The organism is Limnobaculum zhutongyuii (assembly GCF_004295645.1).
GTDB lineage: Bacteria > Pseudomonadota > Gammaproteobacteria > Enterobacterales > Enterobacteriaceae > Limnobaculum > Limnobaculum zhutongyuii.
Window position 1 is genome coordinate 3465783 of record NZ_CP034752.1, and the last position, 26062, is coordinate 3491844.

Here is a 26062-nt window from a genome sequence, read left to right on the forward strand (position 1 = left end):
GGAAAACAATCTTACTTAACTAAGGAGCACGTCGGGCCTAGCCGGGCTACGGGCACTTCGTTGGCTTACGCCAAGTCGACCCCCACGCCCGTCTCTCCCTCCGATTAGCTCTATCAGAAGTCTAAAAAGAAAAATCCTGGTTCAAACCTATTCTTCAACCAACAACTGCCCGATATTGCCGCGGTCAGCAAGCTCCAGATTCTGGCTATAGTACATAAACGGGAAATGCGGCGACGATGGTTGGTTAAACTTCACCAGCAATTCGACTTTTCCTTCAACCCAAACGGTATCTTTCCAACCGCTGTCTTCCAGCGATGGGTTTGCACCGTTAACCGAGCTGACAAAAAACGAAGCCCCCTGAATATGGAATGCCTGAGGCTTAGCTGCGCTGACAATCCAACGTTCCCAGGTACCTAACTTCACGTTGGTATCAATGCGTAATGGATCCCAGATAGCACCATTGATGCCCGGAATATCACTACCCAACACAAATTCACGGGAGCGGGCAATACTGCCGTCTAATACATCCACCGGTTTCAGACTGGTTGGAAGTTTATCTGTTACTAACGCCATCAATCCTGTCGGTTTAATGGTTAACACCAGAGATGAATTCAGAATACTTGATGGTTCAAAGAAGCTACGTAATCTGTCAACGACACCAGCGGAAAGCCCGGCAGAAATAGAGACCTCTTCGCCTTTTGACATATCAATCAATACTTCCCGGCGCTCGCCCGGAGCTAAATTCAATTGAAGAACCTCAACCGGAGCCGTCAACAGGCCAGTATCATTTGCAATCAGATTGAACGGCCGGTTATCGCTTAACGTCAGGGTATAACGTCGGGAATTAGAGGCGTTCAATAAACGTAATCTAACCCAACCGCGACCCACCTCAACATAAGGGCCACTAACGCCATTGGTTAATAAGGTATCCCCCAAAAAGCCAGACTCATTGGTACCGCTGATGGAATATTCCGGCTGACCAAAAGAGCTAAAGTGCTTATCCTGCAGGATAACGGGAAAATCATTTACCCCGTATTGATTAGGAATGGTTAAGCCACGCGTAATATCATCTTCAATGATCCACATGCCAGCCAGACCATTATAGATATCAGAAGCAATCTTGTTTGGCGTAATGGCATGATACCAGCAGGTTGCTGCCTGTTGGCGAACAGGAATGATCGGCGACCAGTCCACGCCCGGTGACATCATCCGTGCCGCATTTCCCATTAACGTACCGGGAACCTGAAGCCCGCTCACCGTTACGGCGACCGGATCGCTTAAGCGATTGCTGTACACCATTTTAACGTCATCACCATTGCGAACCCTTACTGTCGGTCCCAAATAGCGGCCATTAAAACCCAAGATGCTAACCCGTGATCCGGAGATGAATTCCCAGTGAGTACGTTGAAGTGAGAGATAAAGCGGCTGGCCTTTACGGGTCTCCAGCAATGGCGGAACTGGCAACGCTGCCTGAGGTGCTGCGGCAAACGCCGGAGAAACCATACTCGCACCCAGTGCAGCACCCGTCGCCTGCAACAAGCGGCGGCGGCTAATCGGTATCATTTTGTTGTTAATCTTAGCAACCATTCAAACAACCTTCGTGTATATCAGCTAAAGGGATCAATCCCGATCCGCTTTATATTGTCAGCGCAAAAATTATTACGCCAATGTGTTGGTATCACGTTATACAAAACAAAAATGGCAGGATCACAAACATGCACCGGAGATAATCCCCCAGTACACACATTGCAATCACTACCTTAGAAATCACCAATAAAAGTGATAAAGGCTGTTAACGTTGGCGATCCGCTGCCTCACGCTCAGCAACTTCCTGATCCAGCTGCGCCAGCTTTTCTGTCATAACGTCATGACAGTATTGCGCCAGTTCGCGCACCTGATCTTTATCATAACCGCTGGTATCAATAGGAGACATCATCTCCACAATCACATGACCATTGTTCCAACGATTCAACTTTATTTTACCGCTGGTACTGGAAACACATATTGGTACTACCGGCACACCAGCAGCAATAGCTGCATGAAAGGCACCAGTTTTGAACGGCAGTAAACCACGTCCTCTGCTGCGCGTACCTTCCGGGAACATCCACACCGAGATATCCCGTTTTTTCATCTGATCGATAATTTGGTAAATGGTACCGCGAGATTTGGTTTTATTATTGCGATCAATCAAGATATTGCCAGTCAGCCAATAGAAAGGGCCAAAGAAGGGAACCCACAGCAGACTCTTTTTGCCCACCGTCACCGTTCTTGGTTGTACCGCTGCGGCAGCCGTTACCATATCGTAATTATTCTGGTGGTTAGCGATATAGATACAGTTTCCGTCGGCTTTAACCTCCGGGTTAACCCGTGTTTCTACGGTTAAGCCAAAAACTGGTGCCAGACGACCAAACAGTCGACCGAAAGTATAGGAATGACGAGGGTTACGTGGACTAAAAAGACAATATATCGAGCCACCCAGACAGACCAAAATACAAAATGGAATAACAATCAAAGCACGCAGAATAACTAACATATAAACCTCATTCATTTATAGCCGATAAGTATACCGACTTATAAAGAAAACGCACTGATTCCAATAATAAGTTAAGTGGAGGGAATCAATTTTATTTCAATCGCTCGTCATGCAAAAGATCCCCTTTGGCTGGACCAATCTCTCATTATTCAGAGCTAAAACAGTTTAATCCCATCATTAGCCGGAACACAGCGCTTGCAGAAAAAAACAGGCTGTTCTGTAAACAGAGCAGCCTGAGTTTTCATCAACATTCCCGCAGCCAAATCACTCCGTAACCGGAGCCTCTTCCGCTGGTGAAGGAGGGGTTTCAACATCAATATTATCGATGCGTTGTAGCCCTCGCGGTAGCAGCGTTCCTTTACGGCCTCTCTCTGCGCGGAATTTCTGTAGATCTTCCGGACGCAGTTGTAACTTACGTTTACCCACGTGTAGCGTCACTGATGATTTCGCCGTCAGGATAAACAGATAAGCAATACGATCTTCACCCGATGCTGCCTGCGCCGAAGGAATAGAGATAATCTTGTTACCCTTACCTTTAGACAACTGTGGTAAATCACCTACCGGGAACAACAACATTCTGCCGGCGGCGGTAATGGTTAACAGTAGATCGTCTTCACTGTTTACTTCCAGCGGAGTCAGCACTTTGGCATTATCCGGCAGGCTGATCATCGCTTTACCGTTACGGTTACGAGCGACCAGATCTTCAAAGGTACAGATAAAGCCATAACCGGCATCTGAGGCCATCAGTAGCTTCTGATCGTCAGCATGCATTAATACCTGTTCAACCGTTGCTCCCGGCGGCGGCGTAAGTTTGCCGGTCAACGGCTCGCCTTGCCCACGAGCGGACGGTAACGTCAATGGATCCAGCGCATAGCTACGCCCGGTGGAGTCAATAAACACCACAGGCTGGTTGCTCTTACCACGGGCAGCAGCTTTAAAGCTGTCACCGGCGCGATAACTCAGCCCCGATGGTTCAATATCATGACCCTTGGCGCTACGAACCCATCCCATATCGGAAAGAACAATAGTCACTGGCTCAGAAGGAACAAAGTCGTGTTCGCTCATTGCCTTAGCTTCAGTGCGAACCACAATCGGTGAACGACGATCGTCACCGTAGGTTTCTGCATCAGCCAGAATTTCTTTCTTAATCAGAGAACTCAGTTTGCGATCGGAGCTTAACAGGCCTTGCAGACGGTCGCGCTCTTTTTCCAGTTCGGCTTGTTCACCGCGGATTTTCATCTCTTCCAGTTTGGCAAGATGACGCAATTTCAGTTCCAGAATCGCTTCAGCCTGGGTATCACTGATGCTAAAGCGCTGCATCAGTACCGGCTTTGGCTCATCTTCAGCACGAATGATTTCGATCACTTCATCGATATTCAGGAAGGCAACCAGCAAACCATCCAAAATATGCAGGCGTTTCAGTACCCGTTCCAGACGGTGATTCAGACGACGAACCACGGTATCACGGCGGAACACTAACCATTCAGATAGGATCTCAACCAGATTTTTTACCGCCGGACGACCATCCAGACCCAGCATATTCAGGTTAACCCGGTAGCTTTTTTCCAGATCGGTGGTGGCAAACAGATGATTCATCACCTGTTCTAAATCAATACGGTTAGAACGCGGTACCAATACCAGACGGGTTGGGTTTTCATGGTCTGACTCATCGCGCAGATCGTCCACCATCGGCAGCTTTTTAGCTCGCATCTGGCTGGCAATCTGTTCCATCACCTTAGCGCCCGAGGTTTGGTGCGGAAGTGCAGTAATGACAATATCGCCATCCTCTTTCTTCCATACGGCACGCATACGAATCGAACCTTTACCGGTCTGGTAAATTTTCTTAATTTCATCCTGCGCAGTGATGATTTCAGCTTCAGTCGGATAATCCGGGCCCTGAATTTCGGTCATCAGATTATCCAGCGTGGCGTTGGGATTATCCAACAGCATCACCGCTGCATTAGCCACTTCGCGTACGTTGTGCGGAGGGATATCCGTCGCCATACCAACAGCGATACCTGTTGTCCCATTAAGCAGGATATTCGGCAAACGCGCAGGCAGCATTTTCGGCTCCTGCATGGTGCCGTCAAAGTTTGGTACGTAGTCTACGGTTCCCTGTCCCAGCTCACCCAACAGCAGTTCGGCATATTTAGACAGGCGAGATTCGGTATAACGCATGGCGGCAAACGATTTCGGATCGTCCGGTGCCCCCCAGTTCCCCTGACCGTCTACCAACGGGTAGCGATAGGAGAATGGTTGCGCCATCAATACCATCGCTTCATAACAGGCACTATCACCGTGAGGATGGTATTTACCCAGCACGTCACCCACGGTACGCGCCGATTTCTTAAACTTAGCCGCGGCGTTTAGCCCCAGCTCAGACATTGCATAAACAATACGACGTTGTACCGGCTTCAGCCCATCGCCAATAAATGGCAATGCCCGATCCATAATGACGTACATTGAGTAGTTAAGGTACGCATTCTCAGTAAACTGGTGGAGCGGCTGCTGTTCCACACCGTCGTGAGTTATATCACTCATAGAATTACTCTTTCCTTTCCCGTTTTCATTTAAAGCACTGGCTAAACAAAAACGGGGTTCAGATACCGATATTAAACATCAAGTTCCACACGATCGCCTTTTTCCTGTAACCAGTTGCGGCGGTCTTCTGAACGTTTCTTGGCTAACAGCATATCCATCAAGGCCATGGTAGTTTCGCTGTCTTCGAGCGTTAGCTGAACCAAACGACGGGTATTTGGGTCCATCGTGGTTTCACGTAGCTGTAGCGGGTTCATCTCACCCAACCCTTTAAAACGCTGTACGTTTGGTTTGCCTTTCTTGCGTTTTAGCTGCTCCAGCACGCCCTCTTTTTCCTGTTCATCCAGCGCGTAGTAGACCTCTTTCCCCAAGTCGATGCGGTACAGCGGCGGCATCGCGACATAGACATGCCCCTCTTCTACCATCTTACGGAAATGACGAACAAACAGCGCACAAATCAGGGTGGCAATATGCAAACCATCGGAGTCCGCATCCGCCAGAATACAGACTTTGCCATAGCGCAATTGGCTAAGGTCGTCACTGTCCGGGTCGATACCGATCGCGACTGAAATGTCATGAATTTCCTGAGAGGCCAGAACCTCATCGGAAGAGACTTCCCAGGTATTCAGGATCTTACCCTTGAGCGGCATAATCGCCTGGAACTCACGGCTGCGCGCTTGCTTGGCAGAGCCGCCCGCAGAATCCCCTTCCACCAGAAACAGCTCGGTAACGCTTAAATCTTGTGATGAACAGTCGGCCAGTTTGCCCGGCAACGCAGGTCCACTGACCAGTTTTTTGCGCACCACCTTTTTCGCGGCCCGCATACGCTGCTGAGCGCTGGAGATAGCCAGCTCGGCTAACTGTTCAGCCGCTTGTACGTTCTGGTTCAGCCACAGGCTAAAGGCATCTTTAATAATACCGGATACAAAAGCAGAACTTTGACGAGACGATAAACGCTCTTTGGTTTGACCGGCAAACTGCGGATCCTGCATTTTCAGGGAGAGCACGTAAGCACAGCGATCCCAGATATCCTCTGCACTAAGCTTCACCCCGCGAGGCAGCAAATTACGGAATTCACAGAATTCACGCATCGCATCCAGTAAACCCTGGCGCAGGCCATTAACGTGGGTGCCGCCCTGCATGGTTGGGATCAGGTTAACGTAGCTTTCGCTGAGTACTTCCCCCCCTTCCGGCAGCCATAGCAGCGCCCAATCCACGGCTTCAGTATCACCGGCAAAGGCACCCACAAATGGTTTTTCCGGCAGGGTTATCAGGCCATTAACCGCTTCCATCAGGTAATCGGTTAAACCATCCTGATAGCACCAGCACTGCTCGGTACCATTCACTTTATCGGTAAAGATAATCTCAACGCCCGGGCAGAGAACGGCTTTCGCCTTTAATACGTGCACCATGCGGGAGACAGAAAATCTTGGGCTGTCAAAGAAACTGGGATCCGGCCAAAAGTGAACGCTGGTACCGGTATTACGGCGACCACAGGTTCCTATAACCGTCAGGTCCTGCACCTTGTCACCGTTTTCAAATACAATGCTGTAAACCTGTGCATCGCGGCGCACCGTCACTTCCACTCGGGTAGACAGGGCGTTCACCACTGAAATACCTACCCCATGCAGACCGCCGGAAAACTGGTAGTTTTTGTTAGAGAACTTACCGCCAGCGTGTAAACGACACATGATCAGCTCAATCGCCGTCACCCCTTCTTCAGGGTGAATATCAACAGGCATACCTCGGCCGTTGTCGATCACTTCCAGCGACTGGTCTTCATACAAAATAACTTCAATTTTACTCGCGTGACCGGCTAACGCTTCATCAACGCTGTTATCAATAACTTCCTGCCCGAGATGATTCGGACGAGAGGTATCGGTGTACATGCCGGGACGGCGTCGTACTGGTTCAAGGCCGCTGAGCACCTCAATGGAATCAGCGTTATAACTGGATTGGCTCATTGTTTGGTTTCTGGATAAGTTTCAGGGCATAAAAACGATCATTGTTTATTATCGGTGTAAACCGGCTAACCTTCCATAGTATGGCAGGCCGAAGCTACTTATTAAGCCGCAGCAAGCCCTAAAAAATCAACAATCGGGGAAAAATAGTGATCAAAGCTGACAAAACTGTGGTTTCCACCGGACTCCACCGTTTGTCGACAAGAGGTGTAGTAAGTAACCGCCTGACGGTAATCAAGCACTTCATCTCCTGTCTGTTGCAGTAGCCACAACAAGTCCGGAGACTCCAGCGGTTCTATCTGCATGACTTTGAGGTCGTAAACGTGACGAGACTCTATCACATATTGCTGTCCGGTGTAGGGATTCTGATGCTCTCCAATATATTCCTGCAGCCACTCAAAGGGTTTGACTGCCGGGTTAACCACTACCGCAGGCAACATAAAACACTGAGATAACCAGGTAGCATAGTACCCTCCCAACGAGGAACCGACGATCCCCAACGGTTCTCCCACACGATCCAGTACTATTTGCTCCAGTAGTTCTGCCGCTTCCGCCGGAGAAGGCGGTATCTGCGGAATCAGCATCTCAATATTTGGATGATGCTCCGCCAGCCAACGTTTAAAATTAACGGCTTTAGCTGACTGAGGCGAACTATTAAATCCATGTATATAGAGCAAAGTCGTCATCAATAACCATCCGAGTTCATGTCAGGACGGAATACATCACCTTCAAGGCGGCATACCGTAGTTTCAATGGAACCATCAGAATAGAGATCGAGATAACGCCAGCCTGGCGCTAAGTCATCAATAGTAAAGTTAGTATAGTGGGGTTTAAATTGCACGCATGTAGAAGGCGAAGCCAACACTCGCCGTCCATTCCAGTCAAGATCGAGATCCTGATGGATATGTCCGCATAACAGTGTTTTAGCCTGAGGATGTCTGTCGAGCACTTCCGCTAGCATATGGGCATTACGCAGGCTGTGTTGATCCAGCCAGGTACAACCCGAAGAGTGAGGGTGGTGATGGAGCAAAATCAGGGCGTGACGATCGCTGTACTGTGTCAGTGAACGATCGAGCCAATTGAGTTGATATTCACTCAGTTCGCCGTGAGGTACGCCTAATACCTGACTATCCAGCAAAATAACATACCAGTCTTCGCCAAGCAGTACCTGTTTTGAAGGGAGAATCTGTGCAGCTGCCATGGCGTCAACCATAGCCGGCTGGAAATCATGGTTTCCCGGCAGCCATACGCAAGGTGCTGGTAACGTTGCAATACCTGCGGTAAAACGTTCATATGCGGCAAAAGAGCGATCCTGAGCTAAATCACCCGTCGCTACGATTAAATCGTAATCGTGCCCCCTTTCGGCGACTGCACGCAATACTGCCTGATAACTTTTCAGGGTATTTACACCCAAAAGTGTTTCATCAGCGCCAGCAAATAAGTGAGTATCAGTAATCTGTAAAACTCTCACTTTAGACCCACGCGCTAAAGGGAGTTGAAAAAGGCTTTCCAAGAGATTTCCTTCAAAAGGCTTAAGTTAGTAAGCTCCTGCTTTCTAAGTGTTTAACAAATGGGAACAGACATTGTTCCTTTCATCAGACAAAAGCGCAACCAGTCCGCCAAAAATTGGTTAATTTGGTGTTTTTCGTCACGCTGGTGTAATTTTTTATTAGGATAATCATAACTTGCTTTAAATCTAAAGATCTGTTGACTGGAACACACTTCTGCAACTAACGCGTCATGGTAAAGCCTTACATTCAGGCAGGGCATACTCCAGTAGCTAACCTTAGGAAAAACTTGCTTAATGGAGACATAAGAGGTGTAACGGGTAGATTCCAGAGTTTCAATACGATATACCGCTCCGGCAACCTGCAGCTCCACCTGACTTCCTGGCGTATCATCACGAGGGATCAGACGACGCAACTGAGCATAATTGACTTCTGTTAAGCGCATCATGGCAGGAAAATCAGGTACATATTTCTTTTTCATTTCACCCTGCCCATTGTGTTTTCATCATACAAAATTAATCTATAGCTCGCTTTGGCTCAACTTTATCAGCACTAATATTCTATACGGTAGTCTCATATTAAGCGGCCTATTATTATTCAGGAACCACTCAGAAATAAAGAATCAATTAGTCAGGAAAAGTAAAGGAGGAGGGTAAAATCTTATATGTGTTGTTAAGTAGGCTGTTGCTAAATATGCTTGGGGTTTATCAGGCATAATATAATAATGACATTTACGGAAAATACTGCGGTGTTACATCCCTATAGCCACAATAATATTATGTGTTAAATATGTTCGTAATTAACCTCACAATAAAAGCCTTTCATATCGCTACCGCCAGAAATTAGCCTGTAACTGATAATTTGGTCATTTGCTTTTCTGGAGTAAAACGTAAAATTGGAGTGCTGCATCAGCGAAACAAACGACATGAAATGCATCTTAATCGTATGAATATCAGGCTGTTTTAACATCACCTCAATATAGTACTTGTTATCAATGACTTCATAGCTAAATTCAACAACATTCTCATCCAGATGGAAGAAATCGTGAATTTCAGAATCAATCCACGGATCGGTAATTAGCTCAATGCTGTTAATAATATTATCAACAATTTTATTGGCCACAGCACACCCCCTCTCATAATTATCCCTTTTATATTAGCAGCATCCGGATAATTTAACAGGAAACCGCAGAATAAAATCTCTGCGGTATAAAATCATTGATTGTCCGATTTTAATTCTGCCATTCAGTACGTAAAGTTTGATAATTCAGTTGTAACCACTGTAATGCAATGATGGCTGCCGCATTATCAATAATTCCCTCTTCCACCCAACGGTAAGCCTGCTCACGACTAACCACGTGAACACGAATATCTTCATGCTCTTCGGCTAAACCATGAATGCCGCTGGCCGTAGAGGAATCAACTTCACCCACCATAATGGACGAGCGCTCGCTGGTTCCCCCCGGACTGGCTAAATAGCTGAGCACCGGCTTACAGCGACCAATAACAATACCTGCCTCTTCTTGCGCTTCGCGACGTACCACTTCTTCAATATTTTCATCAGGTTCAATCATGCCGGCTACCAACTCAAGCAGCCAGGGACTATCGCTGGTTTCCAGCGCGGCAATACGGATTTGTTCAATCAATACTACCGTGTCGCGCACCGCATCATATGCCAACAAGACCCCGGCATGACCGCGTTCAAAAATCTCCCTGACCACTTCACCACTCATGCTGCCATCGAACAGACGGTGGCGAAAACGATATTCCGTCAATGAAAAGAAACCGCGGAAAAGTGGCTTTCGTGAAATAATTTCCACATCATCCTTACTTAGCGTCACGGGTACAGATTGAGATAACTTCATTATTTCTTTCTCTTTTAGTCGATAAGTGGTCTTATAGCATCTATCAAGTTTGCCGTACCAGAGCGCTTCCTAAGATAAATGCCTAAAATAGGTAAATTTTCTGTAAATAATGCCGATATGGCACATAAAGCTACCTTTATTATAAGGAATACTCTGGTAGAATTTGCGACTATATTTAATATCTGACCGTAGCAATCAGTCAAAACAACATTACTGCTGTACAACAAGGATCGCCCATGAAAAAACTGCTTCCTTTGATTATTGGTCTTAGCCTGGTTGGCCTGAGCACTTCAAGCTATGCCGAAAATTTACTGCAAGTTTACCAGCAGGCTAAAAGCAATAACCCTGACTTACGTAAGTCAGAATCCGATCGTGATGCAGCCTACGAAAAAATTAGTGAGTCCCGCGGTGCCCTGCTGCCTCAATTAGGTTTGAATGCAGGTTATAACATTAACCGTGGCTATCGTGACAACAGCGGCAGTAAAAGTGATGTGACCAGTGGCACTTTGCAATTAAGCCAAACTATTTTTGATATGTCTTTATGGCGTCAGCTTAATATCACTGAAAAACAGGCAGGCGTTCAGGACGTTTCTTATCAAGCTCAGCAACAAACGCTGATTCTCGATACTGCCACCGCTTATTTTAATGTATTACGCAGTCTGGATATTCTTTCTACTACTGAAGCACAGAAAGATGCTCTTTATCGCCAGTTAGACCAAGCTCGCCAACGTTTTAACGTAGGTCTGGTTGCTGTTACTGACGTGCAAAACGCCCAAGCGCAATATGACCAGACGCTGGCGGACGAAGTGACCGCCCGCAACAATCTGGAAAACTCGCTGGAAGTTCTGCGCCAGATTACCGGAATGTTCTATCCGGAACTGAGTTCGCTGGATACCGCACGTTTCAGTACTCGTCGCCCGAATGACGTTAACACGTTACTACAGGAAGCGGAAAGCCGTAACCTGAACCTGTTAACCGCTCGTCTGGCTCAGGATTTATCCCGTGAACAGGTTAAATTACAGCAGACTGGTCATATGCCAACATTGGCATTTACCGCGTCAAGTGGGCTGTCTAACAATGACTATCGTGGTACCAGTACGCTGGGTCAAAACGATAGCATTAACGGTAACACCACTGCTGGTTTTACTCTGAGCTTCCCACTGTTCAGCGGCGGACAAACAAGTTCCCGCGTTAAGCAAGCACAATATAATTATGTTGGTGCCAGCGAAGCGCTGGAAAGTGCTCACCGTTCTGTAGTGCAGATCGTACGTTCTTCTTACAATAACGTCTCTGCTTCTATCAGTTCAGTGAATGCTTATAAACAAACCGTTGTTTCTGCACAAAGCTCATTAGAAGCCACTCAGGCAGGTTATGATGTGGGTACCCGTACCATCGTGGATGTGTTAAACGCGACTACTACCCTGTATAACGCCAAGCAGCAGCTTTCTAACGCACGTTATGATTATCTGATTAATCAGTTAAACATTAAGTATGCATTGGGCACATTAAATGAAACCGATCTGGATTTGCTCAACAAAACGCTGGGCAAACCAAGCTCAACGATTCCAGTGATTAAAGTTAAAGAATAAATCTTTAATTAGCCATAGTTGTAGCATCTCTGTTCCCCCGAGCTTTCTGAGTCCGGGGGAATTTTTTTATCTCCGTTTAGCCAAAATCGCGATTCAGCGCACACTTTTCCCGCCAGAACCCACAATTGTGGCTAAAGCGTCGTTCTTTGCTTTAATTTATCGCTTATTTCGCCTATTCTACAGGGTACATGCATAAAGGGAATTTCCCTGTCTGGCTCTACGTTTTCAGCTAAACCACCAACACATTTATGTTCTTTTTATCCTTCCTGAAGTAATGAACATAGATGAGTCATTTTTCTGAAAATTAACAGCACTGGCAGCAATACGATTTTTTGAATTTAACTCTGGGACTGATAACTCATGAAACGCACTAAACACATCAACCGTGACTCTTTTCGTAAATCCTTCCGTACTTATCGTTTAGCGCCTGTTGCGCTGGCAATCAGTGCCGTATTTATGCTGTCGGGCTGTGAACAGGCTGACGAAAGCGTATCCCTGTTCCAGAATGCGGATGAATGTAAACAAAGTAACCCATCAATGGGCGATCAGTGCACCATTGCTTATAATCAGGCACTGGAAGAAGCAGTAAAAACTGCACCAAAATATGCAACTAAGGAAGATTGCGTAGCCGAATTTGGTGAAGCCCAATGTACAGAAGCACCTGCTCAGGCAGGCATGGCCGCACAACCACAGCAAAGCAGCATGTGGATGCCTCTGATGGCTGGTTATATGATGGGTCGTATGATGGGTGGTGGTTATGGCCAATCTCCGCTGTTTACTTCTAAAGCAGCAGGTAGCCCGGCTAACGGCAAATTTGTTGACTCTACTGGCCGTAGCTATGGCAATGCGACCACTGGCAGAACCATGAAGGTGGATAAGAGCGCTCTGGCACCTAAGCCGGCTACCACTACAACCGTTACTCGCGGTGGTTTTGGTGATTCAGTGGCTAAGCAAAATAGCATGTCACGCAGCAGTTCGTCTTCCAACAGCTCATCAACAAAAAGTCGTTCATTCGGTGGCTAAGGTTAATTTTTAATGATTCGTCAATCTATTACCGAGCGTCCAAACTGGCGTGAAGTAGCGACTGAATATGGTTTTAATTTTCACACTATGTATGGCGAGCCATACTGGTGTGAAGATGCCTACTATCAGTTTTCACTGGCACAAATCGAAGAGCTGGAAAATACCACCGCAGAGCTACACCAGATGTGCTTACAGGTGGTGGAAAAAGTAGTTAACAGTGAAGAGCTGTTAACCAAATTCCATATTCCTAAACACTGCTGGGATTTTGTTCGTACGTCATGGAAAACCCAGCAACCGTCACTCTATTCTCGCCTCGATCTGGCCTACGATGGTAAAAGCCCGGCCAAGCTATTGGAGAATAATGCCGATACGCCAACCTCGCTGTATGAAACGGCTTTTTTCCAATGGATGTGGCTGGAAGATCAGATTAACGCCGGTAATCTGCGTCACGATGCCGATCAATTTAATAGTTTGCAGGATAAGTTGATTGAGCGCTTCGCCGAACTGAAAGCACAACATGGTTTTAATCTGCTGCATTTTGCCTGCTGTCAGGATACCGAAGAGGATCGCGGTACCGTACAGTATTTGCAGGACTGCGCTAACGAAGCAGGTTTAGCCAATGAATTTATGTTTATTGAAGAGATTGGCTTAGGAGAGAAAGGTCAGTTTACTGATACTGAAGATCAGGTCATCAGCAATCTGTTCAAACTCTATCCCTGGGAATTTATGTTCCGGGAGATCTTCTCCACCAAGCTGGCTGACGCCGGTGTGCGTTGGTTAGAACCTGCATGGAAAAGCATTATCTCCAATAAGGCCCTGTTACCTTTGCTGTGGGAGATGTTCCCAAATCATCCAAACCTGCTGCCGGCCTACTTCGCCGGAGAAGCGCATAATCTGAACCATTACGTTTCTAAACCGCTATTCTCGCGGGAAGGGGCCAACATTCAGATTATCGAAAATGGTCAGGAAGTGTGTAAAGTCGATGGACCTTATGGCGAAGAGGGAATGATCATTCAACAATTCCACCCGCTGCCGCGTTTTAACGACAGTTATACCCTGATTGGTAGCTGGCTGGTCGATGATGAGCCTTGCGGTATTGGCCTGCGGGAAGATCATAGTTTAATAACGCAGGATCTTTCGCGGTACTATCCGCATATTATATTAGACTAATGTGTTTGATAAAAACCCATTGATTCCGAGTAAATTTCGTCCACTAATAGTGTCGAGTTCAAATAGGCCATCATGTAAGTGGCCGAGTCAAGGGGGCTAGCGAGCCCCCTTAACAATCCCGCGCTTTCGCACCCGAATCCAGGTCGCTACGCGACTCCCCTCCGCCTTCATTCGGGCTTACGCACCGGCGCAGAGCCGCTCCCTACGTCGCTGCGCCTCGGCTGGCATCCATGCCAGCCGTGCTACCCTCATTCAGTTGTCGGCTGAATTCCAGTGCTCATAAAGGTCAAAAAAACAAAACCTATCCAACCTTGATTGACAACATACTCAATGATCCCATGACGATACCATCCACCGGTATGCTCACTGGCTCGTTGTATTCCCGAGCCCCCAGCACATACAGCAACGGTAAATAGTGTTCTGGTGTCGGGCAGGCCAGATGTGCATCCGGGTTGTCCAGAAAGTTAACCAACGGATGATTATCTCCCTGCCAGGTCAGGTTATCACGGACAAAGTTATCGAAACGTTCAGCCCAGTCAAAAGGCTGCTGGTTACCCTGCCATCTTGCCATGCGCAGGTTATGCACCACGTTACCGCTGGCAACAATCATTACGCCTTCACGACGTAAAGCTGATAATTTTTGTCCCAACTGGTAGTGATAGGCTGCCGGTTGCGTGGCATCAATGCTTAACTGAACCACCGGAATGTCCGCATCGGGGTACATTTTTATCAATACACCCCATGAACCATGATCCAATCCCCATTCAGTCATATCAGCAATAACAGGAACCGGAGCCAGTAACGCCTGAATTCGTGCCGCCAGTTGAGGAGAACCTTTAGCTGGGTACTGAGTATCAAATAGCTCCTGTGGAAAACCACCAAAATCATGAATCGTTTTAGGATGTTCCATCGCCGTCACCGCCGTTCCACGGGTATACCAGTGGGCTGAAACCGCAAGAATCGCTTTAGGACGAGGCAAACTGTTCCCCAGATGTTGCCAGGCCTGAGTATAAATATTTTCTTCCAGTACGTTCATTGGGCTACCGTGCCCCAAAAACAGGGCGGGCATTAAGCTGCTGTTCATTATTTTTCCTCTGTTTTTAGATCAGGTTGATTATCCTGATAGCTGATGCTATTTACTAAGGCAGATTAACCGCATCAGAAGGTCAATTTAAGATTAAAATTAATTGTTCGTTCTGATGGACATATGTTGTAACGATAGGTGATATCTTAATCTTTATCCTGTTGTTTAAAAGAGGATAAGCCTGACAGACATCATCAAAAAAATTGAATAACGGCTGATTTATTCGCCCTATTAAATAAATTGCTATTGTGTATTCGATATTTCTGTCAGGTTTGCTATCATCGGAGATGATAATCATTCTCATATGAGAGGTTCTATGTCAGTTCCACTAATTCTTACTGTACTTGCCGGAGGCTCTACCTTTATAGGTGCTTTTCTGGGGATTATCGGCCAAAAACCATCGAATCGCGTACTGGCATTCGCTTTGGGCTTTGCCGCAGGTATTATGCTGTTAATCTCACTGATGGAAATGCTGCCAGCCTCACTCAATACGCCGGGAATGTCACCGGTATTGGGGTACAGCATGTTTATTATTGGGCTGCTTGGTTACTTCCTGTTGGATCGCATACTGCCTCACCAACATGCTCACGATCTGACGCCGGGGAAAATGCCCACACGCAATCTGAGACGTACTGCAATTTTGCTCACCCTAGGCATTAGCCTGCACAACTTTCCTGAAGGCATCGCTACCTTTGTAACCGCCAGCACTAACTGGGTCTGGGGATTGCTCTGGCGGTGGCTATTCACAATATTCCTGAAGGTTTAGCCGTAGCCGGTCCGGTATATGCAGCAACGGGCTCAAAACGCACGGCGTTGTTGTGGGCAGGCCTTTCCGGGGTTGCCGAGATTGTTGGCGGCCTGTTTGCCTTTTTGCTACTTGGCCCGAACGTGTCTCCGGTCATTATGGCTTCGATAATGTCGGCCGTTGCCGGAATTATGGTGGCACTATCAGTAGATGAGCTAATGCCGCTGGCCAAAGAGATCGACCCTAACAACAATCCAAGCTACGGTATTCTTTGTGGTATGTCGGTAATGGGGTTGAGTTTGATGATGTTGCAGTTATGGACTGTTGGGTAATTTATTCTTTTTGTTTTTTTATTAGAACCTGAGAATATTCCGGCCGTAAAAACGATATTGCCCAAATCACCTTAGTGCTCGGCCGGAAGATCGTCTGCACTTAGCTATAGAGTACTCCGGGCCTGACCGGGTTAGGGGCAGTTATGAAACACCTTGCGGTGTTTCACCCTGACGGGCCAGCGCTGGCGCTGTTCAAACATAAAACTGAATCATCTGACTTTGTCATCAGTCATAATAAAAGCCGCATTAGCGGCTTTTATTATCAATATAGCAATCAGCTGGCTTTTCTGGCGTGCTGCTCGATGTACATCACCAGATCTTCAATCGTTACTACCGGCATATTATGTTGTTTACCAAACTCAATAACCTGCGGTGCATTTGCCATGCTGCCGTCGTCGTTGGTAAGTTCACAAAGCACGCCTGCGGGTTTGAAGCCAGCCAGAGTAACTAAATCAATTGTCGCTTCAGTATGACCACGGCGGGTTAATACACCACCGGTGCGGGCACATAATGGGAAAACGTGACCAGGGCTGTGCAGGCTGTTAGCCGTTGCACCATCCGCGATGGCCGCACGAATCGTCGTGATACGGTCAGAAGCAGAAACGCCAGTAGTCACCCCTTCAGCCGCTTCGATAGTGACGGTAAACGCGGTCTGATAACGGCTCGAGTTAGCCGGAACCATCATCGGCAGGTTCAACTGCTCACGGGTTTGTTCGTTGATGCACAGACAAACGATACCACTACCATGGCGAATGGTCAGCGCCATTTGCTCAACGGTCATGGTTTCGGCGGCAAAGATCATGTCGCCTTCGTTTTCACGGTTTTCATCGTCAAGTACCATAACGCCACGGCCATTGCGTAATGCGTCCAGCGCAAGTTCAACGCGAGCAATTGGGGTACCGAATTCGGATAGTAATGTCTGATTCATGGTAAAATAACCTCTTAATTAATATGGATTACCAGAATCAGGGCAGCTTAGGAAGCAGGCAAAAAGCCTAAAATAACGTAAGGCGAGCGAATGCCCGACCATTGTCATTACTCTCTCCCATCCGGACTATAACCGTCGGCCCCGGAATTACACCGGATCTGCTGACCTTGACGCTGACTTTCATCAGACTCAAGCGCTCGCGGGCTTTCATGTTGCCATCAGGCTTGATGATTTACCGCCGGTGGGGATTTCCACCCCGCCCTGAGAATAAGCGTTTCTACTATAACGCTTATTAATAGCAGGGGCAATACAGACAAGGGAAATCTTAGCCACAGAAAGTTGACAGATCCAAGACACTCCGCTATCAAATGTTTATACTCTGCAAAACAAACAGTAAACTAGCGGTTATCTCTTAATCAGTGGGATTAAATAAGATGCCATCAACCATCAAAGGTAGACCAATGATCGACCCGAAAAAAATTGAACAGATAGCCAAACAAATTCACGAGTCAATGCCAAAAGGCATCCGCGAACTGGGCGATGAAGTCGAGAAGAAGATCCGCCAGGGGCTACAAAATCAGTTGGCAAAACTGGATGTGGTCAGCCGCGAGGAGTTTGATATTCAGACTCAGGTTCTGCTAAGAACCCGTGAAAAGTTGAATGCTTTAGAAAAGCGACTGGCAGAGTTAGAAGCCAAAGGCAATCAGGAATAATCCTGCTTTTTAAACGCATTAGTGAAGCCACCCGACTTTGCTAATGCGTATCTTATTATCCCGCAGATGCCTCTGAAGTCTGTTTTCTGCGTGGCAATACTAACCACAACAGAGCAAACATCACTACCGCATACAGCGTTTTCCAGCCAATCATCACCAGCAATAAAACACAGAGTACAGTGCCGATAAATGACATCACTCTGGAACTTCCCTTCAGCAAGCGGCAACCCGACAGCATACAAAGCAGATAGATAAACACAAAGATGCCATTGGCATAAACAATCAAGTCATCCAGTTCCAGCGAGAAATAATCCGCCGCCAGTGATGAAATCAGACAACATAACAATACTAACGACAGTGCATTCAAGGGTGAGCGAGAGCGGGAAAGTTGTGCTACCCAGGCTTTTGGTTTCTGCTCATAGGTTTGCGACCACACCAGACGAGCAAAACTTTGGGTGTAAATATTCAAACTGGCAAAACAAGCCAGATAACCAATAATACAAGCCACCCATAATGCATGTTGACCAAATAGCTGAACCACAATTGATGGAAAAGAAGCCGATGCAGCCATCTCTCCGCCATAAGAATGGAATGCCAATACCGCAGCAGTACAGCTCCAATAGACACCACCCGCCACCAGCATGCCAATGAGTAAGGCTCGAGGGAAATCACGTTCCGGATTGCGGAATTCTGCTGCCAGATGGGCAAACGCCTCCAGCCCAACAAAACACCAGAACATTACCGCCAGTGCACTAAACATCGGGCTGGCGGACAATGTGCTCAATGCCGGCCATTGAATGGAGCCGGGGGTAACTCCTCCTTTCCACCAGATAGCCACTACCATCGCCACAATCAGACCTGCAATGACCACCTGCACATTGGCACTGGAACCGGCGCTACGCATGCCTAAAAACAGAATAGCCAGTAGCGTTCCTAGCTGAACCAACAGCAAACCTGAGTGCTCCAGTCCAAATGCTGCCTGCCAAAAACCTGACGCAATTTGTAATGCTGCCGGTAACCCCACCGGAATCACCGATAAAAATAGCCAACCGGTCACTCTGGCCATATGGGGGCCAAAGGCCAGACTGACAAAGTGCGCAGCGCCACCAGCATTAGGAAAATGTCGCCCCAATGCGGCAAACGCAATAGCTATAGGAAAAACCAGAATAATTAAAACAGGCCAGGCCCACAGACTGCCAGAATCAGCTATTTGCGCCGCCAGTGCAGGCACGGCAAATACACCGGTCCCCAACAGCGATGTTGAAAGTAGACCGACTCCCTGAACTAAGCCCAGCTCCTGCTTTAATCCACTCATTGAGGCTAATTATCCGCGTTCCATAATCGTTTTAATAATATTGCTGGTTGAACAACCATCTTCAAAGTTCAGAACGCGCACATCACCACCGGCTGCCCAAACTTCTTTACTGCCGGCAATATCTTCTGGCTTATAGTCACCGCCTTTCACCAGCAGATCGGGAAGAGTATCGGCAATCAGCCGCTGAGGCGTATCTTCTTCAAAAGCAACGACCCAGTCGACGGACTCCAGTGCACCCAGCACGATCATACGCTGTGCCAGAGGGTTTACCGGACGAGTCTCCCCTTTTAAGCGGCGAGTAGAAGCGTCACTGTTAACCGCCACAATCAGGCGATCCCCCAGTTTACGAGCATTTGCCAGATAAGAAACGTGGCCGGCATGCAAAATATCAAAGCAGCCATTGGTCATCACGACTTTCTCACCGCGCTGACGTGCATGGGCAACGGCTTGTTTCAGCTGTTCTTCATTCATGACGCCAAAACCGGTATCGGCTCTGCCGCGGATGGCGTTTTCCAGCTCAATAGGGGAAACCGTTGAGGTTCCCAGTTTACCAACCACCACACCGGCAGCGGCATTTGCCATAAAGCAGGCTTCTTCCAGCGTCAGACCCGCCGCCAGACTCACCGCCAGAACACCAATCACCGTATCACCAGCACCGGTAACGTCATACACTTCCTGTGCCTGAGTTGGCATATGGAAAGGATCTCTGCCCGGTTGTAGTAATGTCATGCCGTTTTCTGAACGAGTAATCAACAATGCGCTAAACTCAAACCGCTCAATTAACGCCATGCCCCGACTAACCAGTTCATCTTCGCTTTTACACTGCCCTACCACCGCCTCAAACTCAGACAGATTAGGCGTTAGCAGCGTTGCGCCACGATAGCGCTCAAAATCGGTCCCTTTTGGGTCGATCAGCACCGGTACACCTGCTTCACGCCCCAGGGCAATCAGCGACTGAACCGAAACCAGCGCACCTTTATCATAATCAGACAGCACCAAAGCTCCTAAATGAGGCAGAGCTTGCTGTACACGATCTAAAATTGGTTGGGAATCTACGTTCTCAAAACCTTCTTCAAAATCGAGGCGTAATAGCTGCTGGTTACGGGAAAGCACCCGCAGTTTGGTAATGGTTGGGTGAGAAGCCACCGTCACAAAATCACATTTGACGTTCACTTCATTCAACTTGTCGTTTAATACCCGTGCAGGTTCATCCATGCCGGTTAAACCAACCAAACGAGAAACGCCGCACAGGGAGGCGATATTCATTGCAACGTTTGCTGCACCTCCGGGACGATCTTCTACCATATTGACTTTAACTACCGGTACAGGAGCCTCAGGCGAGATCCTGCTGGTTGGTCCATGCCAATAGCGATCGAGCATAACATCACCGACAACCATTACGCTGGCACGGCTAAAATCGGGTAACATGACTTTCATCCCATACTCCATAAACGAGGACAGCATATATTGTTAGGCAGTTTATCATAATCACATCGTAAAATAGGAATGCGATAAAAATACCGTTAAACTGATAAATGTATTTTTTAAACTATTGGACAATAATTTTCTAATTCGATTTGTTATGTCAAAAAATCAAGTACTCCCGGAATTTAGCCGAGAACTGTTACACCCACGCTACTGGCTGCTATGGTCTGGTATCATTTTTTTATACCTGATCGTTTTGCTGCCTTATCCCTGGATTAATAGCCTGGGGCGCGGTTTAGGCCGTTTTGCTATGCGTTTTATGAAACGCAGAAAGATGATCTCACGCCGCAACATTGAGCTTTGTTTTCCAAATATGACCGAAGCAGAACACGAAGCCTGGATGATCAAAAACTTTGAAGCGACTGGGTTAGCAGTATTTGAAACCGGCATGGCCTGGTTCTGGCCCAACTGGCGTGTCAAAAAGTGGTGTCAGGTTCAGGGAATGGACAATCTGAATGTCGGTATCCCGGAGAAACGCGGGGTATTGGTGATTGGTATACACTTTCTTACCCTTGAGCTTGGCGCCCGGATTATTGGTATGCACCGTCCTGGCGTAGGGGTTTATCGTCCCCACGACAACAAACTGATGGACTGGTTACAGACCTGGGGAAGATTGCGTTCCAATAAATATATGCTTGACCGTCGTGATGTGAAAGGCATGATTCGCTCACTGAAAAAAGGCGAGCTGGTTTGGTACGCTCCGGACCATGATTACGGCCCTAAAAACAGCGTATTTGCCCCGTTCTTTGCAGTGGAAAAAGCGGCAACGACTATTGGTACCTCAATTTTAGTTCGTATGGCTAATCCACTATTAGTGCCGTTTATCCCTAAGCGAAATGATGATAATCACGGATATACTCTGATTGTGCAGCCGCCGCTGGAAGGCTTCCCGACGGATGATGAAGTTGCAGCCGCCACCTTTATGAATCAGGCGATTGAACAACAAATTCTGCTGGCCCCTGAACAATATATGTGGCTACACCGTCGCTTTAAAACCCGCCCACAGGGCGAGGCATCGTTATATCAATAAGCTATCGCTCTTAGCGGCATCAACACTAAGAGCGATAAGTTTTACTCTGCCAGCCACTTACGCCAGCTCTGATTAACCTGCATTCTTTCCTGCTCAAATCTTCCGCTTGGTACTTGCCCAGCTTTATCCTGTAAGGCCAGACGATGAATCTCATCCCGCATAGTGACATAAGCTTTAGTCAACGCCATGGCCTCCTGCTCGTCCATAATCTGATAGTTGCCCATCAGCTCAAATATTCTGACGTTATCAGACCAGCGGGTAAGCTGAGGCTGTTGATGGGCATAGCGCAACACTAAATACTGAGCGATAAACTCAATATCGGTGATCCCACCCTCATCAGTTTTCAAATCAAATAAATCTGCATCTTTATTGCCGAGGTGGCTGCGCATTTTTTCCCGCATCTCACGCACCTCTTGTTTTAATTGCTGTTCATCACGTTCAAGACACAGAATTTCATGACGGGCATGGTCAAACTCTTTGTGTAATACCGGATCGCTATAAACAATGCGAGTACGTACTAACGCCTGATGCTCCCAGGTCCAGGCCTCATTACGCTGATAGTCTTCAAAAGCACTAATCGTACTGACCAGCAGGCCGGATTCCCCGGATGGCCGCAGGCGTGCATCAACCTCATACAGAATACCGGAGGCCATACGCGCGCTGAACAGGTGCATAATCCGCTGGCCCAGACGTAAATAAAACTGACGACCATCAATGCTACGATCCCCATCAGTCGTGACATTTTCCGGGCAATCAACCAAAAACACCAGATCCAAATCGGAACTATAGCCCAACTCAATGCCTCCGAGTTTGCCATAGGCCACCACAGCAAAACCGCGGCCTTCGCGCTCGTATAAATGAGACGGCTGACCATAGCGTGCGGTCATCTGGAACCATGCCTGCTGAACCACAGCTTCAATTATCGCTTCCGCCAGATAGGTTAAGTGGTCACTTACTTTCATCACCGGGAGTGCTCCGGCAATATCTGCCGCGGCAATACGTAACAGATGCGTCTGTTTAAACTGGCGCAATGCTTCCAGCCGTTGTTCTTCGTCCTCTTCCGGCACTCGCAGTAAAAACTGCCGCAGCTCATCACGATAAGCACTCAGCGGTACTGCCTGATACAGAGAATTAATATCCAGTAGCTCATCCAGCAGGATCGGATAGTGCGCCAACTTGCTGGCTACCATCAGTGATGCGGCACAGAGTCGGATAAGATGGGTCATGGCGGAGGGGTATTCCACCAGTAACTCAAGGTAGGTGGTGCGAGTAACAATACTCAGAATTAAATGAGTCAGGCGTGGCAAAACGCTGTCAGCATCTTCGCGCTGACAAACTTCAGACAACAGCCTCGGCATTAGTTTATCGAGAACATCACGGCCTCGCTGCCCGATCGACCGTTTATCAATATCATGACGGAACTCAGCCAGATGCTCTCTCACCCGTTGCCGTGACGCTTCATCCAACTGAGGCATCAATTGAGATAGCTCGCAGGCATCCAAGTCGTCCAGCCATAGAGGGCTGTAGCGTAAATTGTCGGAATCCTCTTCCACATCAGGCGTATCATCACCAATAAGGTTGGCAAAAATCTCTCTGACGGAAGCCATATGTTGCCCTAATTGTGACAACATAGATTCCCAGCTCTCACTCTTCATCCCCGCCACCAGACGAGCCTGATCTAAAGGATCCACCGGTAGTGTTTGCGTTTGCTGATCGGCAATCGCCTGCAGCAGGTTCTCCAGTCGACGTAAGTAGAGGTAGCTGATACCCAGCGTGTCGGCCTGCTCCTGAGTCAATAACTCCAGATTAGCGATAGCCTGAAGGGTAGGCAGTAAGGAGTTCCCTTGCAGGCTGGGTTCACGCCCACCGCGAATCAGTTGGAAGACCTGTGTGATAAACTCAATTTCACGAATACCACCGGCCCCCAGCTTGATGTTATCCGCCAAACCACGGCGACGAACCTCCCGGGCGATCATTCCTTTCATGTTACGTAATGACTGAATAACGCTGAAATCAATATAGCGACGAAAGACGAAGGGACGCAGCATCTGTTTTAGCTCTTCACTGTAGCGGTCCTGCTGGTCGCCCATTATTCGTGCTTTCACCATGGCATAGCGCTCCCAGTCGCGCCCCTGCTCCTGATAGTAATCTTCCAGAGCACTGAAGCTGAACACTAATGGTCCGCTGTCACCAAAGGGGCGTAAACGCATATCTACCCGATAAACAAACCCTTCCTGAGTAATTTGATCCAGTGCTTTAATCAGCCGCTGTCCCAATCGGGTAAAAAACTGAGCATTATCCAGTTGGCGACGGCCCCCCTGGGTTTCACCATTTTCCGGATAGGCAAAAATCAGGTCGATATCTGATGAGAAATTAAGTTCCCCGCCTCCCAGTTTCCCCATGCCTAAAATAAATAATGGTTGTGGGGCTCCACTGCTGTTAACCGGCGTTCCCCACTCCCGACAGCAAAGGTCATACAGCCAGTCACGAGCGGCAATAATCAATGTTTCTGCCAATATACTTAACTGACTCAGGGTTTGTTCGGTATCACATAGCGTTAAACTTTGTGCCCAGGAGATACGAATCATCATCTTACGACGAAACAGACGCAGCACCTGCAACAGATTAGCTTCGTCAGTCACCTCTGCCAGAACTGCCTGAAGCCACTGTTGATAATGTTCAGCATCCTCAGCACAAGGCGGATTTTGATGCAGCTCATCCCACCACTCCGGATGCTGAAGTAAGCCATCACTGACAAAGTCACTGAGTGCTAACGCCTGACCATCCTGCGGACTAAACTGGATTGTCTGAGCAAGACGTTCAGTCAACTCAGACTGACGCTTAATCCGCTGAGCTTCAAGTAGTGGGAAATGAGACAACATAGGGTGTCCTTACAAAAATTAATTAGACTACGAGTTATACATGCTGCGAACTGTTTAACCAGAACAGCGGCTGTTCCATGGCATTACGACGTAATGTGTCACGATCGCCCTCTGCATCAAACAGTTTCTGCCAGACTTCAATATAAGGCAGCGACTGCTCTTTATCATATGCGCCAGAAAGCAGATAGAAATTGATAATCTGACGTTCCAAGCGCGACTGCTGGTCGTTATAGCCATCGTTGGTTAATTTCTTATTGAACGCCTCTTTCAACTCTGACTTACAGCGGGACAACATAATATCGGCGAAACGTTTAAAAGAACCCGCCAGCTTTTGTTTCCCTTTATCATCGATAAAAATGCGCCATCCCTTATTCATTACCCAGGCCATCAGTGCCAGTTTCAGTTGCAGATATCCTGGCTGATAACAGACAGCCGCCGCGTCCTGAGCGACTTCAAGCTGCTGTTCCAGCTCGGTTAAACGTTCACGTAACGGAGCAGTTGCTTTGCGGGGAATGATACCGCCAAACAGCGTCAGAATTTGGCGTATTGCCGTCAGACTATGGCTAACCGCCGACTGGGCCTGTGACGCGCCATCAAACCAGCAGGCTTCATTACGTTGCCAGTAAGCAAAGGCCCACTCTAATGAGGCTTCCAATCCTTGTTCAACGGTCGCGCGCTCAGGAACGGTTAACACCTCCATTGGCGTAACAACGATGGCAGTATCATCACTTAATAAACCATATCCCCGAGCGGCTTTACTTTGGCTCCCTAAACGTAGTCCTTTCACGCTGGTTAACTGCTGCGCCAGCGTCAAAATATCGGCAGCATTCCCCTGTTTCAGTTCCATCTCCAGTTCGCTAATAGCTTCACTGGCCTCCCCTGCAGTGATATACCCCTGATCGATAGCAATCTCTATCTGGCTCTGTTGAAACTTAACCAGCCAGCTCTGACGTTTGAAATCAGTGGTAAATAGCGGCTGTAGTTGAGTCTGTAAGGCTGGAACATCAATATCAGTTGGCCAAACATTGGCTGGTAATAAAGCGATATCCAGCTTGCCGGAAGGTAATGGAATATTATGTTCGGCACGGTGAGCAACTCCGCCAACGGTATTTCCTGCCGATTTCAGCGTCATCTCCCAGGAATCATTGCAGCCCCTAACCCGCAGGCCAATACGATGACGGCGCAATGTGCCTTCTGCCGTGTCATAGTAAGTATTTGATAACTGCTGGACCTCCCCACCCTCCGCCTTCAATCGGGATATAACTTCAGGCAAAGTAGCAACGGCTTCAGAAGTGGCAATAAATTTAAGCTCAATCTCAACGGTCATAATGGTTTCCGCAGTTAAAAAACAAACAATAACAA

20 protein-coding genes, 1 pseudogene and 1 riboswitch are annotated in these 26062 nt (G+C 47.7%); of the genes and pseudogenes, 6 read left to right on the top strand and 15 right to left on the bottom strand.

The genetic code is table 11. From position 1 onward, the window contains the following. Positions 1-147 precede the first annotated feature (147 nt). The 9 genes from ftsP to nudF all read right to left on the bottom strand — a co-directional run bounded on the left by ftsP (position 148) and on the right by nudF (position 10404). Positions 148-1560 carry a cell division protein FtsP gene (gene ftsP / locus EKN56_RS15420; protein ID WP_130593732.1) on the bottom strand — a complete coding sequence of 471 codons (1413 nt, stop codon included), beginning with the start codon at positions 1558-1560 and terminating at the stop codon, positions 148-150. Between the two features lie 232 nt (positions 1561-1792). Further along, positions 1793-2533, bottom strand: a complete 741-nt coding sequence (locus tag EKN56_RS15425; protein WP_130592604.1) for a 1-acylglycerol-3-phosphate O-acyltransferase — start codon at positions 2531-2533, stop codon at positions 1793-1795. Positions 2534-2797: 264 nt separating this feature from the next. Beyond that, on the bottom strand, positions 2798-5074 hold the full coding sequence (parC, locus tag EKN56_RS15430; RefSeq protein WP_130592605.1) for a DNA topoisomerase IV subunit A: 2277 nt from the start codon (positions 5072-5074) through the stop codon (positions 2798-2800). A 71-nt stretch (positions 5075-5145) separates the two neighbouring features. Further along, positions 5146-7035 carry a DNA topoisomerase IV subunit B gene (parE, locus tag EKN56_RS15435; protein ID WP_130592606.1) on the bottom strand — a complete coding sequence of 630 codons (1890 nt, stop codon included), beginning with the start codon at positions 7033-7035 and terminating at the stop codon, positions 5146-5148. Between the two features lie 101 nt (positions 7036-7136). Then, positions 7137-7718, bottom strand: a complete 582-nt coding sequence (yqiA, locus tag EKN56_RS15440; RefSeq protein ID WP_130592607.1) for an esterase YqiA — start codon at positions 7716-7718, stop codon at positions 7137-7139. Further along, positions 7718-8545: a 3',5'-cyclic-AMP phosphodiesterase gene (gene cpdA, locus EKN56_RS15445; RefSeq protein WP_130592608.1), complete on the bottom strand. Its 828-nt coding sequence runs from the start codon at positions 8543-8545 to the stop codon at positions 7718-7720. The genes yqiA and cpdA overlap by 1 nt, the downstream gene beginning before the upstream one ends. A gap of 50 nt (positions 8546-8595) precedes the next feature. Further along, on the bottom strand, positions 8596-9021 hold the full coding sequence (locus EKN56_RS15450) for a DUF1249 family protein (protein ID WP_130592609.1): 426 nt from the start codon (positions 9019-9021) through the stop codon (positions 8596-8598). A 302-nt stretch (positions 9022-9323) separates the two neighbouring features. Then, positions 9324-9662 (bottom strand): hypothetical protein, encoded by a 339-nt coding sequence (locus EKN56_RS15455; protein WP_130592610.1) that lies wholly within the window; start codon positions 9660-9662, stop codon positions 9324-9326. A gap of 109 nt (positions 9663-9771) precedes the next feature. After that, the gene (gene nudF / locus EKN56_RS15460) at positions 9772-10404 is read right to left on the bottom strand and encodes an ADP-ribose diphosphatase (protein WP_130592611.1); all 633 of its coding nucleotides are present in this window, start codon (positions 10402-10404) and stop codon (positions 9772-9774) included. Positions 10405-10640: 236 nt separating this feature from the next. Here nudF and tolC point away from each other — a divergent pair, with 236 nt between their 5' ends. From tolC to EKN56_RS15475, 3 genes are all read left to right on the top strand, one after another. Next, positions 10641-11993, top strand: a complete 1353-nt coding sequence (gene tolC / locus EKN56_RS15465) for an outer membrane channel protein TolC (protein ID WP_130592612.1) — start codon at positions 10641-10643, stop codon at positions 11991-11993. A gap of 360 nt (positions 11994-12353) precedes the next feature. Then, positions 12354-13016 carry a DUF1190 family protein gene (locus tag EKN56_RS15470; RefSeq protein ID WP_130592613.1) on the top strand — a complete coding sequence of 221 codons (663 nt, stop codon included), beginning with the start codon at positions 12354-12356 and terminating at the stop codon, positions 13014-13016. Between the two features lie 12 nt (positions 13017-13028). Then, positions 13029-14186 carry a glutathionylspermidine synthase family protein gene (locus tag EKN56_RS15475; RefSeq protein WP_130592614.1) on the top strand — a complete coding sequence of 386 codons (1158 nt, stop codon included), beginning with the start codon at positions 13029-13031 and terminating at the stop codon, positions 14184-14186. 301 nt (positions 14187-14487) lie between these two features. Here EKN56_RS15475 and ygiD read toward each other — a convergent pair whose 3' ends face one another. Next, entirely contained in the window at positions 14488-15270 is a 783-nt protein-coding gene (ygiD, locus tag EKN56_RS15480; protein ID WP_130592615.1) for a 4,5-DOPA-extradiol-dioxygenase, read from the bottom strand. A gap of 316 nt (positions 15271-15586) precedes the next feature. On the opposite strand from ygiD, the pseudogene zupT reads away from it, so the two are divergent. Further along, positions 15587-16347, top strand: a pseudogene (zupT, locus tag EKN56_RS15485) (zinc transporter ZupT). Positions 16348-16621: 274 nt separating this feature from the next. Here zupT and ribB read toward each other — a convergent pair. Beyond that, on the bottom strand, positions 16622-17275 hold the full coding sequence (gene ribB / locus EKN56_RS15490) for a 3,4-dihydroxy-2-butanone-4-phosphate synthase (RefSeq protein ID WP_130592616.1): 654 nt from the start codon (positions 17273-17275) through the stop codon (positions 16622-16624). A 105-nt stretch (positions 17276-17380) separates the two neighbouring features. Then, positions 17381-17548, bottom strand: a riboswitch (FMN riboswitch). 188 nt (positions 17549-17736) lie between these two features. Between ribB and ubiK the strand changes: the two genes are divergently transcribed. Beyond that, positions 17737-17988 (top strand): ubiquinone biosynthesis accessory factor UbiK, encoded by a 252-nt coding sequence (gene ubiK / locus EKN56_RS15495; protein ID WP_130593733.1) that lies wholly within the window; start codon positions 17737-17739, stop codon positions 17986-17988. Positions 17989-18043: 55 nt separating this feature from the next. Here ubiK and yjeH read toward each other — a convergent pair whose 3' ends face one another. Together yjeH and hldE are read right to left on the bottom strand one after the other, a co-directional pair. Then, positions 18044-19303: an L-methionine/branched-chain amino acid transporter gene (gene yjeH / locus EKN56_RS15500; RefSeq protein ID WP_130592617.1), complete on the bottom strand. Its 1260-nt coding sequence runs from the start codon at positions 19301-19303 to the stop codon at positions 18044-18046. 9 nt (positions 19304-19312) lie between these two features. Further along, entirely contained in the window at positions 19313-20740 is a 1428-nt protein-coding gene (gene hldE, locus EKN56_RS15505) for a bifunctional D-glycero-beta-D-manno-heptose-7-phosphate kinase/D-glycero-beta-D-manno-heptose 1-phosphate adenylyltransferase HldE (protein WP_130592618.1), read from the bottom strand. A gap of 145 nt (positions 20741-20885) precedes the next feature. Between hldE and EKN56_RS15510 the strand changes: the two genes are divergently transcribed. Continuing rightward, positions 20886-21818 carry a Kdo(2)-lipid IV(A) acyltransferase gene (locus EKN56_RS15510; protein ID WP_130592619.1) on the top strand — a complete coding sequence of 311 codons (933 nt, stop codon included), beginning with the start codon at positions 20886-20888 and terminating at the stop codon, positions 21816-21818. A 41-nt stretch (positions 21819-21859) separates the two neighbouring features. On the opposite strand, the gene glnE is transcribed toward EKN56_RS15510, so the two are convergent. Beyond that, entirely contained in the window at positions 21860-24700 is a 2841-nt protein-coding gene (gene glnE, locus EKN56_RS15515) for a bifunctional [glutamate--ammonia ligase]-adenylyl-L-tyrosine phosphorylase/[glutamate--ammonia-ligase] adenylyltransferase (protein ID WP_130592620.1), read from the bottom strand. A gap of 34 nt (positions 24701-24734) precedes the next feature. Further along, the gene (locus tag EKN56_RS15520) at positions 24735-26027 is read right to left on the bottom strand and encodes a CYTH domain-containing protein (RefSeq protein ID WP_130592621.1); all 1293 of its coding nucleotides are present in this window, start codon (positions 26025-26027) and stop codon (positions 24735-24737) included. Positions 26028-26062 lie beyond the last annotated feature (35 nt).

What these genes read in the sequence shown, in the direction of transcription:
- EKN56_RS15425 (WP_130592604.1), bottom strand. Translation starts at nt 2,533, where the DNA reads ATGTTAGTTATTCTGCGTGCTTTGATTGTTATTCCATTTTGTATTTTG.
- parC (WP_130592605.1), bottom strand. Translation starts at nt 5,074, where the DNA reads ATGAGTGATATAACTCACGACGGTGTGGAACAGCAGCCGCTCCACCAG.
- parE (WP_130592606.1), bottom strand. Translation starts at nt 7,035, where the DNA reads ATGAGCCAATCCAGTTATAACGCTGATTCCATTGAGGTGCTCAGCGGC.
- yqiA (WP_130592607.1), bottom strand. Translation starts at nt 7,718, where the DNA reads ATGACGACTTTGCTCTATATACATGGATTTAATAGTTCGCCTCAGTCA.
- EKN56_RS15450 (WP_130592609.1), bottom strand. Translation starts at nt 9,021, where the DNA reads ATGAAAAAGAAATATGTACCTGATTTTCCTGCCATGATGCGCTTAACA.
- nudF (WP_130592611.1), bottom strand. Translation starts at nt 10,404, where the DNA reads ATGAAGTTATCTCAATCTGTACCCGTGACGCTAAGTAAGGATGATGTG.
- tolC (WP_130592612.1), top strand. Translation starts at nt 10,641, where the DNA reads ATGAAAAAACTGCTTCCTTTGATTATTGGTCTTAGCCTGGTTGGCCTG.
- EKN56_RS15470 (WP_130592613.1), top strand. Translation starts at nt 12,354, where the DNA reads ATGAAACGCACTAAACACATCAACCGTGACTCTTTTCGTAAATCCTTC.
- EKN56_RS15475 (WP_130592614.1), top strand. Translation starts at nt 13,029, where the DNA reads ATGATTCGTCAATCTATTACCGAGCGTCCAAACTGGCGTGAAGTAGCG.
- ygiD (WP_130592615.1), bottom strand. Translation starts at nt 15,270, where the DNA reads ATGAACAGCAGCTTAATGCCCGCCCTGTTTTTGGGGCACGGTAGCCCA.
- ribB (WP_130592616.1), bottom strand. Translation starts at nt 17,275, where the DNA reads ATGAATCAGACATTACTATCCGAATTCGGTACCCCAATTGCTCGCGTT.
- ubiK (WP_130593733.1), top strand. Translation starts at nt 17,737, where the DNA reads ATGATCGACCCGAAAAAAATTGAACAGATAGCCAAACAAATTCACGAG.
- yjeH (WP_130592617.1), bottom strand. Translation starts at nt 19,303, where the DNA reads ATGAGTGGATTAAAGCAGGAGCTGGGCTTAGTTCAGGGAGTCGGTCTA.
- hldE (WP_130592618.1), bottom strand. Translation starts at nt 20,740, where the DNA reads ATGAAAGTCATGTTACCCGATTTTAGCCGTGCCAGCGTAATGGTTGTC.
- EKN56_RS15510 (WP_130592619.1), top strand. Translation starts at nt 20,886, where the DNA reads ATGTCAAAAAATCAAGTACTCCCGGAATTTAGCCGAGAACTGTTACAC.
- glnE (WP_130592620.1), bottom strand. Translation starts at nt 24,700, where the DNA reads ATGTTGTCTCATTTCCCACTACTTGAAGCTCAGCGGATTAAGCGTCAG.
- EKN56_RS15520 (WP_130592621.1), bottom strand. Translation starts at nt 26,027, where the DNA reads ATGACCGTTGAGATTGAGCTTAAATTTATTGCCACTTCTGAAGCCGTT.